Origin of the sequence: Roseovarius halotolerans (genome assembly GCF_900172255.1) — a bacterium.
In the GTDB taxonomy this organism is placed as follows: Bacteria; Pseudomonadota; Alphaproteobacteria; order Rhodobacterales; family Rhodobacteraceae; genus Roseovarius; species Roseovarius halotolerans.
Window position 1 is genome coordinate 133,750 of sequence record NZ_FWFU01000001.1, and the last position, 14,740, is coordinate 148,489.

Annotated in this window: 13 protein-coding genes and 1 riboswitch; of the genes, 7 read left to right on the forward strand and 6 right to left on the reverse strand. The window is 63.2% G+C overall.

All coding sequences use genetic code 11. From position 1 onward, the window contains the following. Window positions 1-50 precede the first annotated feature (50 nt). Window positions 51-581 carry a hypothetical protein gene (locus ROH8110_RS00705; protein ID WP_085815884.1) on the forward strand — a complete coding sequence of 177 codons (531 nt, stop codon included), beginning with the start codon at window positions 51-53 and terminating at the stop codon, window positions 579-581. Between the two features lie 206 nt (window positions 582-787). Here the strand turns inward: ROH8110_RS00705 and ROH8110_RS00710 are convergent, their stop codons facing one another. Next, complete coding sequence (locus tag ROH8110_RS00710; RefSeq protein ID WP_245962785.1) at window positions 788-1,180, reverse strand: metallopeptidase family protein; 393 nt, start codon at window positions 1,178-1,180, stop codon at window positions 788-790. A 45-nt stretch (window positions 1,181-1,225) separates the two neighbouring features. After that, entirely contained in the window at window positions 1,226-2,155 is a 930-nt protein-coding gene (locus tag ROH8110_RS00715) for an MBL fold metallo-hydrolase (protein WP_085815885.1), read from the reverse strand. 161 nt (window positions 2,156-2,316) lie between these two features. On the opposite strand from ROH8110_RS00715, the gene gltX reads away from it, so the two are divergent. Further along, window positions 2,317-3,642, forward strand: a complete 1,326-nt coding sequence (gene gltX / locus ROH8110_RS00720; protein ID WP_085816910.1) for a glutamate--tRNA ligase — start codon at window positions 2,317-2,319, stop codon at window positions 3,640-3,642. Here the strand turns inward: gltX and ROH8110_RS00725 are convergent. Both ROH8110_RS00725 and ROH8110_RS00730 read right to left on the reverse strand, forming a co-directional pair. Beyond that, a complete protein-coding gene (locus tag ROH8110_RS00725; protein ID WP_085815886.1) occupies window positions 3,639-4,904 on the reverse strand; it encodes a DUF2254 domain-containing protein in 1,266 nt (421 codons plus the stop codon). The genes gltX and ROH8110_RS00725 overlap by 4 nt on opposite strands. Window positions 4,905-4,969: 65 nt before the next feature. Further along, window positions 4,970-5,536, reverse strand: a complete 567-nt coding sequence (locus ROH8110_RS00730) for a gamma-glutamylcyclotransferase family protein (protein WP_085815887.1) — start codon at window positions 5,534-5,536, stop codon at window positions 4,970-4,972. A 93-nt stretch (window positions 5,537-5,629) separates the two neighbouring features. Here ROH8110_RS00730 and ROH8110_RS00735 point away from each other — a divergent pair, with 93 nt between their 5' ends. The 4 genes from ROH8110_RS00735 to gcvP all read left to right on the forward strand — a co-directional run bounded on the left by ROH8110_RS00735 (window position 5,630) and on the right by gcvP (window position 10,816). Beyond that, the gene (locus ROH8110_RS00735; protein WP_085815888.1) at window positions 5,630-6,082 is read left to right on the forward strand and encodes an RrF2 family transcriptional regulator; all 453 of its coding nucleotides are present in this window, start codon (window positions 5,630-5,632) and stop codon (window positions 6,080-6,082) included. Window positions 6,083-6,112: 30 nt separating this feature from the next. After that, window positions 6,113-6,199, forward strand: a riboswitch (glycine riboswitch). 160 nt (window positions 6,200-6,359) lie between these two features. Next, a complete protein-coding gene (gene gcvT / locus ROH8110_RS00740; protein ID WP_085815889.1) occupies window positions 6,360-7,487 on the forward strand; it encodes a glycine cleavage system aminomethyltransferase GcvT in 1,128 nt (375 codons plus the stop codon). Window positions 7,488-7,506: 19 nt separating this feature from the next. Continuing rightward, complete coding sequence (gcvH, locus tag ROH8110_RS00745; RefSeq protein WP_085815890.1) at window positions 7,507-7,866, forward strand: glycine cleavage system protein GcvH; 360 nt, start codon at window positions 7,507-7,509, stop codon at window positions 7,864-7,866. A gap of 100 nt (window positions 7,867-7,966) precedes the next feature. Next, window positions 7,967-10,816, forward strand: a complete 2,850-nt coding sequence (gene gcvP / locus ROH8110_RS00750) for an aminomethyl-transferring glycine dehydrogenase (protein WP_085815891.1) — start codon at window positions 7,967-7,969, stop codon at window positions 10,814-10,816. A gap of 41 nt (window positions 10,817-10,857) precedes the next feature. Here the strand turns inward: gcvP and ROH8110_RS00755 are convergent, their stop codons facing one another. Together ROH8110_RS00755 and ROH8110_RS00760 are read right to left on the reverse strand one after the other, a co-directional pair. Continuing rightward, a complete protein-coding gene (locus ROH8110_RS00755) occupies window positions 10,858-13,377 on the reverse strand; it encodes an ABC transporter permease (protein WP_085815892.1) in 2,520 nt (839 codons plus the stop codon). After that, window positions 13,374-14,063: an ABC transporter ATP-binding protein gene (locus ROH8110_RS00760; RefSeq protein WP_085815893.1), complete on the reverse strand. Its 690-nt coding sequence runs from the start codon at window positions 14,061-14,063 to the stop codon at window positions 13,374-13,376. Before ROH8110_RS00760 ends, ROH8110_RS00755 begins: the two co-directional genes overlap by 4 nt. Between ROH8110_RS00760 and ROH8110_RS00765 the strand changes: the two genes are divergently transcribed. Further along, window positions 14,062-14,739, forward strand: a complete 678-nt coding sequence (locus ROH8110_RS00765) for an arylesterase (RefSeq protein WP_176236572.1) — start codon at window positions 14,062-14,064, stop codon at window positions 14,737-14,739. The genes ROH8110_RS00760 and ROH8110_RS00765 overlap by 2 nt on opposite strands. Window position 14,740: the final 1 nt, after the last annotated feature.

Here is a 14,740-nt window from a genome sequence, read left to right on the forward strand (position 1 = left end):
CTTGCGATGTTATGCTCGGCCCATTGAACTGACCGCACACAGGATTTCCAATGACCCGTTTCCTTTCCGCCATCGCGGCATTGTGCATCGCCGCGCCCGCCTTCGCCGCCGACCTTGCCGACAGGTATACCGCCATGGGCACCATGACCGTGCAGCTCGGCGATGAAACCTTGGACATGGTGATTCCCTTCGATACGGAAAAACAGCGCGGCTACGCCGAGCAGAAGATGATCATGGGCAGCTACCTGACCGTCAATGCCGTCGGGCGGGTGGTTAAGCCCGATGGCACGCCCGGCAGCCCCATGGTGCAGATCACCTTGCAAAAGAGCACCGGCGACATGCGCTTTCTTTCGGCCGAGGTCTTCGACGATCAGGGCTTTGACGCGCCGATGGCGATGGGGGCCGATGGCGGTGACGGAACGCTCACCGCGTTCTCGATGGAGGGCAACACCGCAAGCGGCGTGATCGAGGGCGAGTTCCTGCGCCTCACCGGATACAGCTCGGACCCGAAAGTGGCCGAAGGGGCCACGCCCGTTCCCGCGCGGATCGAATGGAACGTCGACCTGCCGCCACTGGAATGAACCGCGTGCCTGTCTGTCATGCTTGACCTCCTGTCTCGCCTCTGATGCAGGCAGAAGAACACAGGGTGGTTAACAAATGGTGGGCGAGGGGTGCGCAGCGGGCGATTTTTCGCGTCATCGCGGTTTTGTACGTAATCTTCGCGCAGCATCCCGATTTCGGTACAGAACCGGCGTACAAAACGGACGTTTTGTACGCTCCGCGCGGCTCATTCCCACCAGCGGTCGATGCTGGCGATATCGGCGTCCGACCAGCCGAAGTGGTGGGCGAATTCGTGGATTGTCACATGCGCGACCAGATCGGCGATCTCGACAGTCCCCCGATCGCGCCATTCCGCCAGGATGGGACGCCGGAACAGCCAAACGGTATCGGGGCCATATGGTTGATCCATAAAGGATTTTTCCGTCACCGGAATGCCTTCGTATAGCCCCGTCAGCTCCAGCGGATCATGCATTCCGAGCTCTTGCAGCATGTCGTGCGCGGGCCAGTCCACCACCCGCAGCGCCACCTCCAGCGCCGCCTTTCGGAATGGTTCAGGCAGGCCCGCGACGGTATCGCGGGCCATTGTCTCGAACTCGGATATGCTTGGTTCATGCTGCATGAGATGCATCATAAACCATTGTATATCGGTGATAAATCCCGTTCGTCACCCCTCCAGCATCAACTGGTAACTGGTCGGAACATAGCGGAATCCGTCGCCCTTCGCCTCCACATATCCCATCCCCGGCCAGGGCATGTGATAGCCGATGAAGGGCATCTCTTCAGCGGCCAGCATCTCCAGGATACGCCGCCGCGTGGCCGCCGCCGCCCCCTTGTCCATGTCGAACTTCACTTCCCAATCCGGGTAGCCAAGCGACCATACGTAGTGGTTGGCAAAGTCCGCCGCCACCAGAAGTTGTTTGCCTTCGCTCTCCAGCATGTAGGTCATATGCCCCGGCGTATGGCCGAACGCGGCCATCGCAGTGATGCCCGGCGCGACGCTGCCGCCGTCCTCCAGCATCTCCATCTTCTCGGCCAGCGGGCGAACCTTGCTCTCGAACCCTTCGTTCTCCATCGCCGCCCAGGCGTCGAACTCCTTGGAACCAGTGACATATCTGGCATTTGGAAAGGTCGGCGCATCGCCATTCATCAGCCCGCCGATATGGTCGCCATGCATGTGGGTAATCACCACCACATCGACCTGATCGGGGCTGTATCCGGCCTCGCCCAGGGCCGCCGTCGTGCCCTCGGCATTGAGCCCGGTATCGAACAATATCAATGCGTTACCGGTGTTGACGACGGTCGGCGTGAAAAAGAACTGCGCCACGTCAGTGGGGATGCGTGCCTCTTTCGAGGCGGCGGCGAACTCGTCCTGGCCGACATTCAGGCCGAAGATCGAATGCGGGTCCGGGCGTGGCGTGGTCCCGGCAAGGATCGTCGTGACCTCGAATCCGCCAAGCCCCACGCGGTTGAACCGCGACATGCCGCTGCCCATCATCGGCGCCGCCGCCTGCACCGCACCGGCCGAAGCCGCCGCCAATGGCAGTGCCGCACCTGACGCCAGGACGGCCCGTCGAGTAATCATTGATCGTGACATGCGAATCCTCCTTGTTGATATGACCCGATCATAATGCGACAGCGCCCCGTGGCGCGTGCTTTCACGTCAAAGTGATACATCGCCCGAAACATGGCCCGGACCGTGAAATCTGGACAATCGCGCGGCGCTGTGACATGGCCCACGCGAACCAGGAGAAACCCATGACGACCACTCGTTTCGCACCGTCGCCCACCGGATACATCCATGTGGGCAACCTGCGCACCGCCCTGATGAACTTTCTCATCGCCCGCAAGGCCGGCGGGCAGTTCATCCTGCGCATCGACGACACCGATCCCGAACGCTCGAAGGAAGAGTATGTCGACGCGATCAAGCAGGATCTCGAATGGCTGGGCCTGCACTGGGACCGGGTCGAGCGCCAGTCCGAACGGCTGGACCGCTACGCCGAGGCCGCCGACAAGCTGCGTGAACTGGGCCGTTTCTACGAGGCATTCGAGACCCCGACCGAACTTGACCTCAAGCGCAAGAAGCAGCTCAACATGGGTAAGCCGCCCGTCTATGACCGCGCCGCGCTGACCCTTTCGGATGAGGAAAAGACCTCGCTGCGCGCCGAGCGTGGCAATGGCGTGTGGCGCTTCAAGCTGGATCACGAGCGGATCGAATGGGACGACGGCATCCTTGGCGATATCTCGATCGACGCCGCCAGTGTCAGTGACCCGGTGCTGATCCGCGGCGATGGCCAGGTGCTCTACACGCTGGCCTCGGTCGTGGACGATACCGAGATGGGCGTCACCCACGTCGTGCGCGGCTCGGACCATGTGACCAACACCGCCACGCAGATCCAGATCATCAAGGCGCTTGGCGGCCAGGTGCCGCATTTCGCGCATCACTCTCTGCTGACCGGCCCTCAGGGCGAGTCGCTCTCGAAGCGCCTTGGCGTGCTCAGCCTGCGCGACCTGCGCGCGCAAGGTGTCGAGCCGATGGCGCTGCTCAGCTTTATGGCGCGGCTCGGGTCGGCCGACCCGGTGGAATTGCGCACTGATATGGCGGCGCTGATCGAAGGGTTCGACATCGCCCGCTTTGGTTCTGCGCCCACCAAGTTCGACGTGAATGACCTGTTCCCGCTGACCGCCCGCCTGCTGCACGAGCGCAGCTATGACGAAGTCAGCGACGAGATTGCCGCGATCGGCGTGCCCGATGATCTGGCCGAGCGTTTCTGGACGGTCACGCGCGAGAACATCACCACGCTCAGGGATCTGCCGGCATGGTGGGCGATGTTCCGCGATGGCGCCGAGCCGGTGATCGAGGACGAGGACCGCGAGTTCGTGGCGCATGCCATGACCTTGCTGCCCGAAGGACCGTTCGATGACACCACCTGGAGCACCTGGACCGCCGATGTGAAAGAGACGACGGGCCGTAAGGGCAAGGGCCTTTTCATGCCCCTGCGCAAGGCGCTGACCGGGCAGCCCCACGGACCGGAGATGGCTCAGGTTCTGCCATTGCTGCAGAAGATCAAGGCGCGCGGTTAAGGCGTCTTGTCGGTCGGCGAGGCGATGTGCCTTTCGCGCTGACTGGCAAGCGGGAGAGCCTCTGCGGCATGGCTGCGCGCGTGGCCGGCCATGTCGCGGGCGGCCTTGGCCAGTGCCATGTCCGGGCCTTGCGACAAGGTCTCCAGCGCTTTCAGAAGCCGCTCGACGACCTCGATCGTGCCGGCCCCGTCGCGGGCGATGCTGCCATAGGCGTTTTCGATCAGCTCTGCCGCCGCCACTGGTCGCACGAAGATCCGGTCATATGCAGGCGGCGCGTCCTCGGGGGGCGTGCGCGCCCAGTCCCAGAGCAGACGTTCTTGACGGTTGATCACATCGAGAGCGGTGCCGGGATCGTTCACGCCCGGCGACAGCGCGCGCGCGGCAATTTCGGACAGAACCAGAAGGCCGAAAGTGCGGTCCTGTTCAAACGAACGCGTGTCCGAGATCGTGAGGCAGGCCTGCACCTGCTCGCGCTGCTCGGCCGTCAGACCCGCTGCATGTGCAACCGCCCGATCGACGAGGATGGGATCCCCGGGCACGATGTGGAAATACACCGTCGCGTTTTCTTTCTCGAGGATGCCGTTCAGCTTGCGAAGGTCCAGAAACTGAAGATAGCCCGAGCACGGCGCCCGGATCGGCTCGGCTTTTTGGGGCATCACTGTCTCATCTGTCAGAACCCGCGCGCCAAGCGCGGGGGCGGCACGACTCTGCATGAGGCTGCCGCGGGCCGCGTCTTCGGTCACGCGCAGGCTGTTTTCCATGCTGCCAAGTTCGCTCAGGTGGTCGATCCAACGCAGCATCGCAAGGATCACGAGAACCACCACAGCCACGGTGACGCCCAGGATCGTGACCGAGGCGCCCGGCCCGTGCAGCTGCGCCTTGAACAGGATGATCGACGTCAGAGCGTAGACGAAAGCCCCGATGAAGGTCGCCAGTGCGGTGTGCGTCGTGGTATTCGCCAGCAGGATGCGATGCACGCGCGGGGTCGCCTGCGATGCGGCGGCGTTGTGGGCAGAAACCATGACATTGAGGGAAAATGTGCTGACTGCCAGCATGCTTGAGGCGAGGATCGTCAACACCGGCAAGACCGCATCAGGTTTGACGCGGTCCTTGATCGCGAGCGGGATTACATCCTCGAGCAGCGCCGCCAGAACCGAGGCCATTACGGCCAGCAGCGCCATCAACGCCACGCGCACCCATAGCCGCCGAAAAGCGCGCAACAGTATCATGAGGGGTTTCGAGGCAGCCTTCGATATGGTCATTGGTTTCCTGTGCGGTTGTCCGCAGCTTGCCCCAGGCGCGCGCGCCGGTCCAGTAAACAGAGCGCTCAGCGGCGCAGAAGGCGGATATCGCGCGCGTGCAACTGGTCGTCCACGAAGGCGCGTTCGTCTGCAGTGAGGCGGCGATGACGCGGATAGACCGGATCGGCGCGGTCGTCCAGCACCGGCGCGTCCCAGCCATCGGTGGTGTCAAAGAAATGCTGCGCCCCTGCCTCGCCGAACTCGCGCAGATAGCCCTGCACCACGACATCGATATAGCTGAGCAGCGCCGGGTGGGTCTCGGTTGCGGGGTCGTGACGACCTTCGGGAATGGTATAGAGCGCGATCTCGGGCAGATGAGGCAAGGCATGGCTGACCTGATGGGCGGCGGCGACACGGTCATAGGCGCGTTCGCGCTCGTCCAGCGCGGCCCAATCATGGCCGGGAACGGCAGCGATCAGCCCGTCGATCTCGGTGGTCGCGTCGGGCACGACGGTCAGATAGGCGACCGGGCGCAGGCTGGTATGGCGCCACACCCGCCGCCAGCCGCGCAGTCTTGCGCAATGGGTTTGGGCGAAATCATGCGTCTCGCGATTGACCAGGCTGCCATAGCCGAAGAAATATGTATCCGTCATGGATGTTATCTTCGCATCCCTTGATCTGAGTCATGTTGCAAGGTCCTATTTGCCGCCACGATGGTGCGAATTCAAGCAACGGGCCAGAAGTTCATGCGCATCACGAAACGCACCAACATCGCTGTACGCGTCCTCATGTTCTGCGCGGCTTGTTCCGAACGCCTGGTCACGAAGTCCGAAATCGCGGCGCGCTGCAACACCTCGGAAAGCCATCTGGCGCAGGTGATAAACCGCTTGGGTCAACTGGGATTCCTGCATACCCAAAGGGGCCGCAGTGGCGGGATCGCCCTGGCGCGGCCGATGCATCAGATCGTGATCGGCGACGTCTTTCGCCAGCTCGAATCGAACGTGCCGATCGCCGAGTGTTTTGCCGATGTGGACAATACCTGCCCGCTGACCGAAGCCTGCCGTCTGCGTCTGGCCATCGCCGACGCCGCCGAGGCGTTCTACGCCCATCTGGACACGGTCACCCTTGATGCACTGGTCTGCAACAACGATCCGTTGCGGGCGATCTTTACCCCGTTCACCTGCGTGAAACAGGCTTGAAACCGGGGTTTCGGTATACTAGCGTAGCCAGCATTCGAAACGGGAGAACCGGCCACGCCGGTGCCGAAGGAGCAACCGCCCCGGAAACTCTCAGGCGACAGGGACCGTTTCGACACTGAAAACTCTGGAGAGTGGTGCACGCGATGCGCCCGCCGAAGGGATAGCGATCTCAGGCGCAAGGACAGAGGGGGCATCGAGGCACGGGCCGAATGGGTCGTGCATGGACGATGCCGGATTGATACCGTGGTCAAACTGGCGCCATTTTGGGAGGATCCCGATGAGCGACACGCTGCGCAGGACGCCGCTGCATGCCCTGCACCTGGAATTGGGTGCCAAGATGGTGCCCTTTGCGGGCTATGACATGCCGGTGCAATACCCTCTGGGGGTGATGAAGGAACATTTGCACACACGCGCGGCGGCGGGTCTGTTCGATGTCAGCCACATGGGGCAGGTCATTGTGCGCGCCGAGGGTGGTTACGACGCCGCGGCGCTTACTCTCGAGGCGCTTGTGCCGGTCGATATCCTTGGGCTCGGAGAGGGGCGTCAGCGCTACGGGGTCTTTACCAACGAGGCGGGCGGGATAGGCGATGATCTGATGATCGCGCATCGGGACGATCATCTTTTTGTTGTGGTCAACGCCGCCTGCAAGGAAGCCGATATCGCCCACATGCGCGCCGGGATGCCGGGCTGCGAGGTCGAGGAGATCACCGACCGCGCGCTCTTGGCGCTTCAGGGCCCGCGCGCCGAGGCGGTGTTGAGCGCCCTGGTCCCGGATGTGCGTAACATGCGGTTCATGGATGTCGCGGTTCTGGATAGCGATTATGGAGAGCTCTGGATATCCCGGTCTGGCTATACCGGTGAGGACGGGTTCGAGGTTTCCGTCGCGAATGAAAACGCCGAGGCCTTGGCCCGCGCCTTGCTGGCGAATGACGAGGTGGAGCCGATCGGCCTTGGTGCGCGCGACAGCCTGCGCCTTGAGGCGGGGCTTTGCCTTTACGGGCATGATATCGACAGCACGACGACGCCGGTCGAGGCCGCGCTGGCCTGGGCGATCCAGAAGCTGCGCCGCAATGGCGGCGCGCGCGCTGGCGGCTTTCCCGGCGCGGACGTCGTTCTGGAGCAGCTTGAAAGCGGCGCATCGCGTCGCCGCGTGGGGCTGCGTCCCGAGGGGCGAGCGCCGATGCGCGAGGGCACCGAGCTATACGCTCGGGAAGAGGGCGGCGCGCCGCTGGGGCGTGTGACGTCTGGTGCCTTCGGCCCGACGATCGGTGCGCCGATGTCGATGGGTTACGTGCCATCCGAGATGGCCGAAACCGGCACCATGCTGTATGGCGAGGTGCGTGGAAAACGCATGCCGGTGAAGGTGGCGAAAATGCCATTCACCCCGGCCAATTTCAAACGCTGACTTCAGGGGAGAGCGACATATGAAATTCACCGAAGAACACGAATGGCTGCGCGCTGATGGCGACGTGGTGGCAGTGGGAATCACCGAACATGCCAGCGAGCAGCTTGGCGATGTGGTGTTCGTGGAACTGCCGGAAGTGGGCACCCAGGTCACCAAGGGCGACGACATCGTGGTGATCGAAAGCGTCAAGGCCGCAAGCGATATCCTTGCACCCGTGGATGGCGAGATCATCGAAATCAACGAGACGCTGGCCGACGACCCTGGCAAGGTGAATTCCGACCCTCTGGGCGAAGCATGGTTCTTCAAGATCAAGGCCAGCGATCCCTCGCAGATGGACGAATACATGGACGAGGACGCCTACAAGGATTTCATAGGCTGACACGCCCTGCCGTGGCGGCATTGGCCGCTGCATCCTGATCAACATGTCGGGGCGGCCGCTCGGCCGCGCCCTTGGCCGATGATATGAAAAGGGACAGACCATGCCTTTCGAGCCGATCGACTACCTGCCGTATGATTTCGCCAACCGCCGCCATATCGGCCCCTCGCCCGAGGAAATGGCGCAGATGCTGGACCTTCTGGGGGTGGATGACCTCGAGGCGCTGATCGACGACACCGTTCCAAAGTCGATCCGTCAGGAGGATCCGCTGGATTTCGGCAAGCCTATGTCCGAACGCGAATTGCTGCATCACATGCGCAAGGTCGCCGGGAAGAACAAGGTTTTGATTTCGTTGATCGGTCAGGGCTATCACGGAACGGTCACGCCGCCCGCGATCCAGCGCAACATCCTCGAAAACCCCGCCTGGTACACCGCCTATACGCCTTATCAGCCCGAGATCAGCCAGGGGCGGCTTGAGGCGCTGTTGAACTTTCAGACCATGGTCAGCGACCTGACCGGGCTTGAGATCGCCAATGCCTCGCTTCTCGATGAGTCCACCGCCGCAGCCGAGGCGATGACGATGGCGCAGCGGGTCGCGAAATCCAAGGCGAAAGCGTTCTTCGTGGATGAAAACTGCCACCCGCAGAACATCGCCGTCATGCGCACGCGCGCCGCGCCTCTGGACATCGAGATCATTGTTGGCGCGCCCGAAGATCTGGAAGCCGACAAGGTGTTCGGCGCGATCTTCCAGTATCCGGGCACACACGGGCATCTGCGTGACTTTTCGGGCGAGATGGCGGCCCTGCATGAGGCGAAGGCGATCGGCATCGTGATTGCCGATCCGATGGCTCTGACGCTTCTCAAGGAGCCGGGCGCAATGGGTGCGGATATCGCCGTAGGCTCGACACAGCGCTTCGGTGTGCCGATGGGTTATGGCGGCCCGCATGCCGCCTACATGGCCACCAAGGAAGCCTATAAACGCGCGTTGCCGGGGCGTCTGGTCGGGGTATCGGTCGACAGCCACGGCAACCGGGCCTACCGGCTGGCGCTGCAGACCCGCGAACAGCATATCCGCCGCGAGAAAGCCACCTCCAACGTCTGCACCGCGCAGGCGCTTCTGGCGGTCATGGCGTCGATGTATGCAGTGTTTCACGGACCCAAAGGCCTCAAGGCGATCGCGCAGCGCATCCACCGGAAAACGGTGCGCCTTGCCAAGGGGCTCGAGGCGGCGGGCTTTCATGTGGAGCCGGACGCGTTCTTCGACACGATCACCGTCGATGTGGGTCTGCTGCAACGCGGCGTTCTTCAGGCGGCAGTGCGCGAGGGGGTGAACCTGCGCCGCGTCGGCGACACCAAGATCGGCATCGCGCTTGACGAACGCACCCGTCCGGCCACGATCGAAGCGGTCTGGCGCGCCTTCGGGATCGTCATGGAGGACCGCGACTTCACCGCCGAATACCGGATGCCCGACGGCCTGCTGCGTTCGTCGGATTACCTGACGCATCCGATCTTTCACATGAACCGGGCCGAGACCGAAATGATGCGCTACATGCGCCGCCTCGCGGATCGCGACCTGGCGCTCGATCGTGCGATGATCCCGCTTGGTTCGTGCACGATGAAGCTCAATTCCGCCGCCGAGATGATGCCGGTCAGCTGGCGCGAGTTTTCATTGCTGCACCCGTTCGTGCCGAATGATCAGGCGGCGGGCTATCGCCAGATGATCGACGATCTGAGCGCCAAGCTGTGCAGCATCACTGGTTACGCGGCGATTTCGATGCAGCCCAATTCCGGCGCGCAGGGTGAGTATGCTGGCCTGCTGACGATAGCGGCCTGGCACCGTGCCAATGGCGAAGGGCATCGCAAGATCTGCCTGATCCCGATGAGCGCGCATGGCACCAATCCGGCCAGCGCCCACATGGTCGGCTGGGACGTGGTTGCCGTGAAGTCCGCAGAGAACGGGGATATCGATCTCGATGATTTCCGCGCCAAGGCGGAACAACACGCCGACAATCTGGCGGGCTGCATGATCACCTACCCCTCGACTCATGGTGTGTTCGAGGAAACCGTGCGCGAGGTCTGTGATATCACGCATCAGCATGGCGGGCAGGTCTATATCGACGGGGCCAACATGAACGCGATGGTGGGATTGGCGCGCCCCGGTGATGTTGGCGGCGATGTAAGCCACCTCAATCTGCACAAGACCTTCTGTATCCCGCATGGGGGTGGCGGCCCGGGCATGGGGCCAATCGGCGTGAAGGAACATCTGGTGCCGCATCTGCCGGGTCACCCGGCGACAGGCGGCACCGAGGGGCCGGTCTCGGCGGCACCATATGGCTCGCCGTCGCTCTTGCCGATCTCGTGGGCCTATTGCCTCATGATGGGCGGCGAGGGGCTGACCCAGGCGACGCGGGTCGCGATCCTGAACGCCAACTACATCGCGAAGCGGCTCGAGGGCGCCTATGACGTGCTTTACAAGGGACCTTCGGGCCGGGTGGCGCATGAATGCATCCTTGACACGCGCCCCTTCGAGAAAAGCGCGGGTGTCAGCGTCGACGATATCGCCAAGCGACTGGTAGATTGCGGTTTCCATGCGCCGACCATGAGCTTTCCGGTTGCGGGGACGCTGATGGTCGAACCGACCGAAAGCGAAACCAAGGCTGAACTCGATCGCTTCTGCGATGCGATGCTGGCCATCCGTCAGGAGATCCGCGACATCGAGGAAGGGCGCAGTGACCGCGAGAACAACCCGCTCAGGAACGCGCCCCACACGGTCGAGGATCTGGTAGGTGATTGGGATCGCCCCTATAGCCGGGAACAGGGCTGTTTCCCGCCCGGCGCCTTCCGGGTGGACAAATATTGGCCGCCGGTCAACCGCGTCGACAATGTCTATGGCGACAGGCACCTGATCTGCACCTGCCCGCCGATGGAAAGCTACGCTGACGCGGCAGAGTAAGCGAAAACGGGTGGGCGGGCCAAGCGGGCCGCCCGCCTGCGCTATTCCCTTGCGCGAAGAATGCGGGCTGGGCGCGCCTGCATCGGTCGCCACGCAAAGCCCAGACCCGCCAGAAGGCTTATCAGCGCTCCGCCGCTGACGATCATCACCGCCGAACCCCATGCGACGGCGAAATCCGTCTCCATCACGAAGTAGGTCACGGCCCACCCGCCTGCGATCCCTGCACCAAGCGCGACAAGCCCCGCCGCCGCTCCCAGAAGCGCGGCGCGCAGCGCAAGGCTTTGTAGAATGCGGGCGCGGCTGGCGCCGATTGCCTTGAGGATCGCAGCCTCGCGGGTGCGGGCGGTCTGGTCCGCGGCCGCCGCTCCGATCAACACGAGAAAGCCTGTTAGCAAGGTCGCGGTCGCGCCCCATGCCGTCGCAGATGCCAGTCCCGCCAGAATGCCCGAAACCCGGTCGATGGCATCGCGCACACGGATGGCGGTGATGTTGGGGAACCGCGCGGAAAGATCGCGCAGGATCGCCGCCTCGGCCTCGGGCTCAGCATAGACGGTCGAGATGAAGGTGTGGGGCGCTGCCTCGAGTGCGGCGGGGTTCATGACCATCACGAACCCCATTCCAGCGGTCGAGAAGTCGACCTCGCGCAGCGATGTCAGTGTCGCGTTGATGTCGCGGCCAAGAATGTTGACGGTGATGACGTCGCCAAGCTTTAGCCCGATCTCGGCCGCTTCCTCGGCGGCGAAGCTGATCTGTGGCGGCCCGTCATATTCTGGACCCCACCACTCGCCTTGGGTGATCGTGGTGCGCTCGGGTAACGCCGCGGCATAGCTGATGCCCCGGTCGCCCTCGATCACCCAGTGGCCGCCTGCGACCTCCTTGGCCGGGCGGTCATTGATCCGAGTCAGGATCCCCCGCAACATCGGTGCCGAGTCGATCCCGGTCACGGCCGGGTCATTTTCCAGACGTTCCATGAAGCCGGGCATCTGGTCCTTCTGGATATCGACGAAGAAATAGGCCGGAGCGCGCGTCGGTAAATCGCGCGATATCGCGCTGCGCAAATTCTGGTCGATCTGGCCGACGGCGGCCAGCACCGAGAGGCCCAGGCCAAGCGACAGCACCACCGGACCGGCGGTGCTTCCCGGCCCGCCGATGGCGGCAAGCGCCCAACTCAATGCGGGACGCCCGTGCGCCGCGGTCTTCATCCGCCGCGCGGCCTGTCTTATCGCGACGGAGGCAAGGCCAAGCATTACAAGGGCTCCGGCGATACCACCCGCCGTCCACATCGTCAGCATGAGATTGCCGGAAAACCACGTCGCCGCGCTCAGCAATCCGCCCGTCAGCAGGGTGATTGTCACCAGATAGGGCCAACGCGGCAGCGCTCGGCCCGCACCAAACGCATCGCGAAACAGGGTTGCCGCGCGGATATCCTGTGCACGTGCAAGCGGCCAGAGCGTGAAGATCAGCACTGTCAGAACCGAGTAAAGCACCGCCTCACCCATTGGGCCGGGATAGGGCGCAAATACCGCAGGCACCGGCAAACGCGCCTCGATGAGCGGCGCCAACAGGATCGGTGTGCCAACGCCAAGGCCCAGACCCAGCACAAGACCCAGACAGGCCAACACGCCGATCTGAAGGAAATAGGTCAGGAAGATGGTTTGCCGGTCTGCGCCCAACGTACGCAGCGTGGCGATGGTTTCGGTCTTGGTCGACAGATAGGCCCGCAACGCCGCCGAGATTCCGACGCCTCCCACGGCCAACCCCGAGAGGCCGACAAGCACCAGGAACGCCCCCAGCCGGTTCACAAACTCGGCCACGCGCGGCGCGCCGTTGCGCGCATCGCTCCAACGCAACCCGTTGTCGGAAAAGACGGCTTCGGCCTCCTGTTGCAAACCCGCCAGATCGGCACCGGCTGGAAGGTCCATGCGGTAATGCGTGGAAAACAACGTTCCTGGGCCGAGCAGGCCCGACCCGTCGAGGGCCTCGGTGCGCACGATGGTGCGTGGGCCAAGGCTGAAACCAGCCGTCGCATTGTCGGGCTCACGGGTGATTTCTGCACTCAGAACGTAGTCATTCGTGCCCAGTTTGAACCTGTCACCCGGTTCCAGCCCCAGCTTTGCGCTCAGAAGCGGGTCCATCACCGCGCCGGGTACGCCATCCTGCCCCGCAAGCGCCTGATCCAGTGCCATATCGGGCGAGAGTCCGATCCGTCCCAAAAGGGGGTAGGCGTCATCGACTGCCTTGATCTGCGTGAGGCCCCGCTCGCCGTCCGACGACACTGCCATCGAGCGGAAATCGACAATCTCCGAGACGCGCTCGGCCTTGGTATTCATCCAGTCGCGCTCGTCGGCGGTCGCAAAGCGATACGTGAACTCGATCTCGGCATCACCTCCCAGCAGGATCGCACCTTCTTGCGCCAACCCCTCAGTGATACTCTCGCGCACCGTGCCGATTGCGGCGATTGCAGCAACGCCCAGGATCACACAGCCGAGGAAAATGCGAAAGCCGCGCAAGCCGCCGCGTAATTCGCGACGGGCGAAGCGCATAGCCGTGAGTAGCCTCATGCAGGTAACCCGGCCATATCCGACAGGCACCCATCCACCAGTTCCACCACTCTGTCGCAACGCGCAGCGAGATCGGGCGCGTGGGTCACAAGAACCAGCGTTGCGCCATGTCGGCGGCTGAGGTCGAAGAGAAGCTCGATGATCGATGCGCCGGTGGCCCCGTCGAGGTTGCCGGTAGGTTCATCGGCGAGCACGATGTCAGGGCGGGGCGCGGCGGCGCGCGCAAGTGCAACGCGCTGCTGTTCGCCACCTGAAAGTTGCGATGGGTAATGCTCGGCCCGGTCCGACAGGCCGACCGCCTCCAGCTCCTCGGCGGCGCGCTTGAACGCGTCGCGGTGCCCGGCCAGTTCCAGCGGCGCGGCGACGTTCTCGATCGCTGTCATCGTGGGAATCAGGTGGAAGGACTGAAAGACGACACCGAAATGGTCCCGCCGCAGCCGCGCGAGCTGATCCTCGTTCATGGCGGAAAGATCATGTCCAAGCGCCATGACTTGCCCTGAACTGGCTCGCTCGAGGCCGCCCATCAGCATGAGAAGCGAAGACTTGCCGGAACCTGATGGCCCGACAAGGCCGAGCGTTTCGCCTTTCTGGACATCCAGTGTTATCCCGTGGAGTATTCTCACCAGCCCCGCATTGCCCTGAAGCGAAAGCGCGGCGTCTTTGAGTGAAAGGACGGGATCGGTCATGCAGCTGCGCCTGATTACAAAGAACTTTCTGTCATATGGTGTATGGCGTCTGGTGGGCAAGGTCACGGGCGTCTTTCTTTTTGTCGCAGCACCTGCCGCCGCTGACCCGGTGACGGTGCTCGCACTTGGTGACAGCCTTACGCAAGGCTACGGCCTGCCTGAGGAAGAAGGATTGGTTCCGCAGCTCGATCGTTGGTTGGACGAGAACGGGATTGAGGTGGAACTGATAAATGGTGGTGTCTCCGGGGACACGACGGCAGGCGGGGCGGCGCGTGTCGACTGGAGCCTGACGCCAGAGATCGGCGGCATGATCGTCGCACTTGGCGGCAACGACCTGTTGCGTGGCATTGCGCCTGAGGTGGCCCGCGGCAATCTTGAGCGGATCCTGAAAGCTGCGCAGTCAGAGGGTGTCGAGGTGCTGCTCGTTGGCATGACGGCACCGGGCAATTACGGCCAGGACTACAAGACCGAATTCGATGCGATCTATCCCGAACTCGCACAGGAATATGATGCGCTTCTGTTCAGGAACTTCTTTGCCGGCCTGAACGAGGATGATCCGGCCGAGGCGCGACGCTTCTTTCAGCCCGATGGCATTCACCCGAATTCCGAGGGTGTGGCGCGGATCGTCGAGGCGCTTGGCCCTGCCGTCAGCGAACTGGTGGCGCGTGTAAAATGAA

What these genes read in the sequence shown, in the direction of transcription:
- gltX (WP_085816910.1), top strand. Translation starts at nt 2,317, where the DNA reads ATGACGACCACTCGTTTCGCACCGTCGCCCACCGGATACATCCATGTG.
- gcvP (WP_085815891.1), top strand. Translation starts at nt 7,967, where the DNA reads ATGCCTTTCGAGCCGATCGACTACCTGCCGTATGATTTCGCCAACCGC.
- ROH8110_RS00765 (WP_176236572.1), top strand. Translation starts at nt 14,062, where the DNA reads ATGCAGCTGCGCCTGATTACAAAGAACTTTCTGTCATATGGTGTATGG.
- ROH8110_RS00735 (WP_085815888.1), top strand. Translation starts at nt 5,630, where the DNA reads ATGCGCATCACGAAACGCACCAACATCGCTGTACGCGTCCTCATGTTC.
- gcvT (WP_085815889.1), top strand. Translation starts at nt 6,360, where the DNA reads ATGAGCGACACGCTGCGCAGGACGCCGCTGCATGCCCTGCACCTGGAA.
- ROH8110_RS00730 (WP_085815887.1), bottom strand. Translation starts at nt 5,536, where the DNA reads ATGACGGATACATATTTCTTCGGCTATGGCAGCCTGGTCAATCGCGAG.
- ROH8110_RS00705 (WP_085815884.1), top strand. Translation starts at nt 51, where the DNA reads ATGACCCGTTTCCTTTCCGCCATCGCGGCATTGTGCATCGCCGCGCCC.
- ROH8110_RS00710 (WP_245962785.1), bottom strand. Translation starts at nt 1,180, where the DNA reads ATGCAGCATGAACCAAGCATATCCGAGTTCGAGACAATGGCCCGCGAT.
- ROH8110_RS00715 (WP_085815885.1), bottom strand. Translation starts at nt 2,155, where the DNA reads ATGTCACGATCAATGATTACTCGACGGGCCGTCCTGGCGTCAGGTGCG.
- ROH8110_RS00725 (WP_085815886.1), bottom strand. Translation starts at nt 4,904, where the DNA reads ATGACCATATCGAAGGCTGCCTCGAAACCCCTCATGATACTGTTGCGC.
- gcvH (WP_085815890.1), top strand. Translation starts at nt 7,507, where the DNA reads ATGAAATTCACCGAAGAACACGAATGGCTGCGCGCTGATGGCGACGTG.
- ROH8110_RS00760 (WP_085815893.1), bottom strand. Translation starts at nt 14,063, where the DNA reads ATGACCGATCCCGTCCTTTCACTCAAAGACGCCGCGCTTTCGCTTCAG.
- ROH8110_RS00755 (WP_085815892.1), bottom strand. Translation starts at nt 13,377, where the DNA reads ATGAGGCTACTCACGGCTATGCGCTTCGCCCGTCGCGAATTACGCGGC.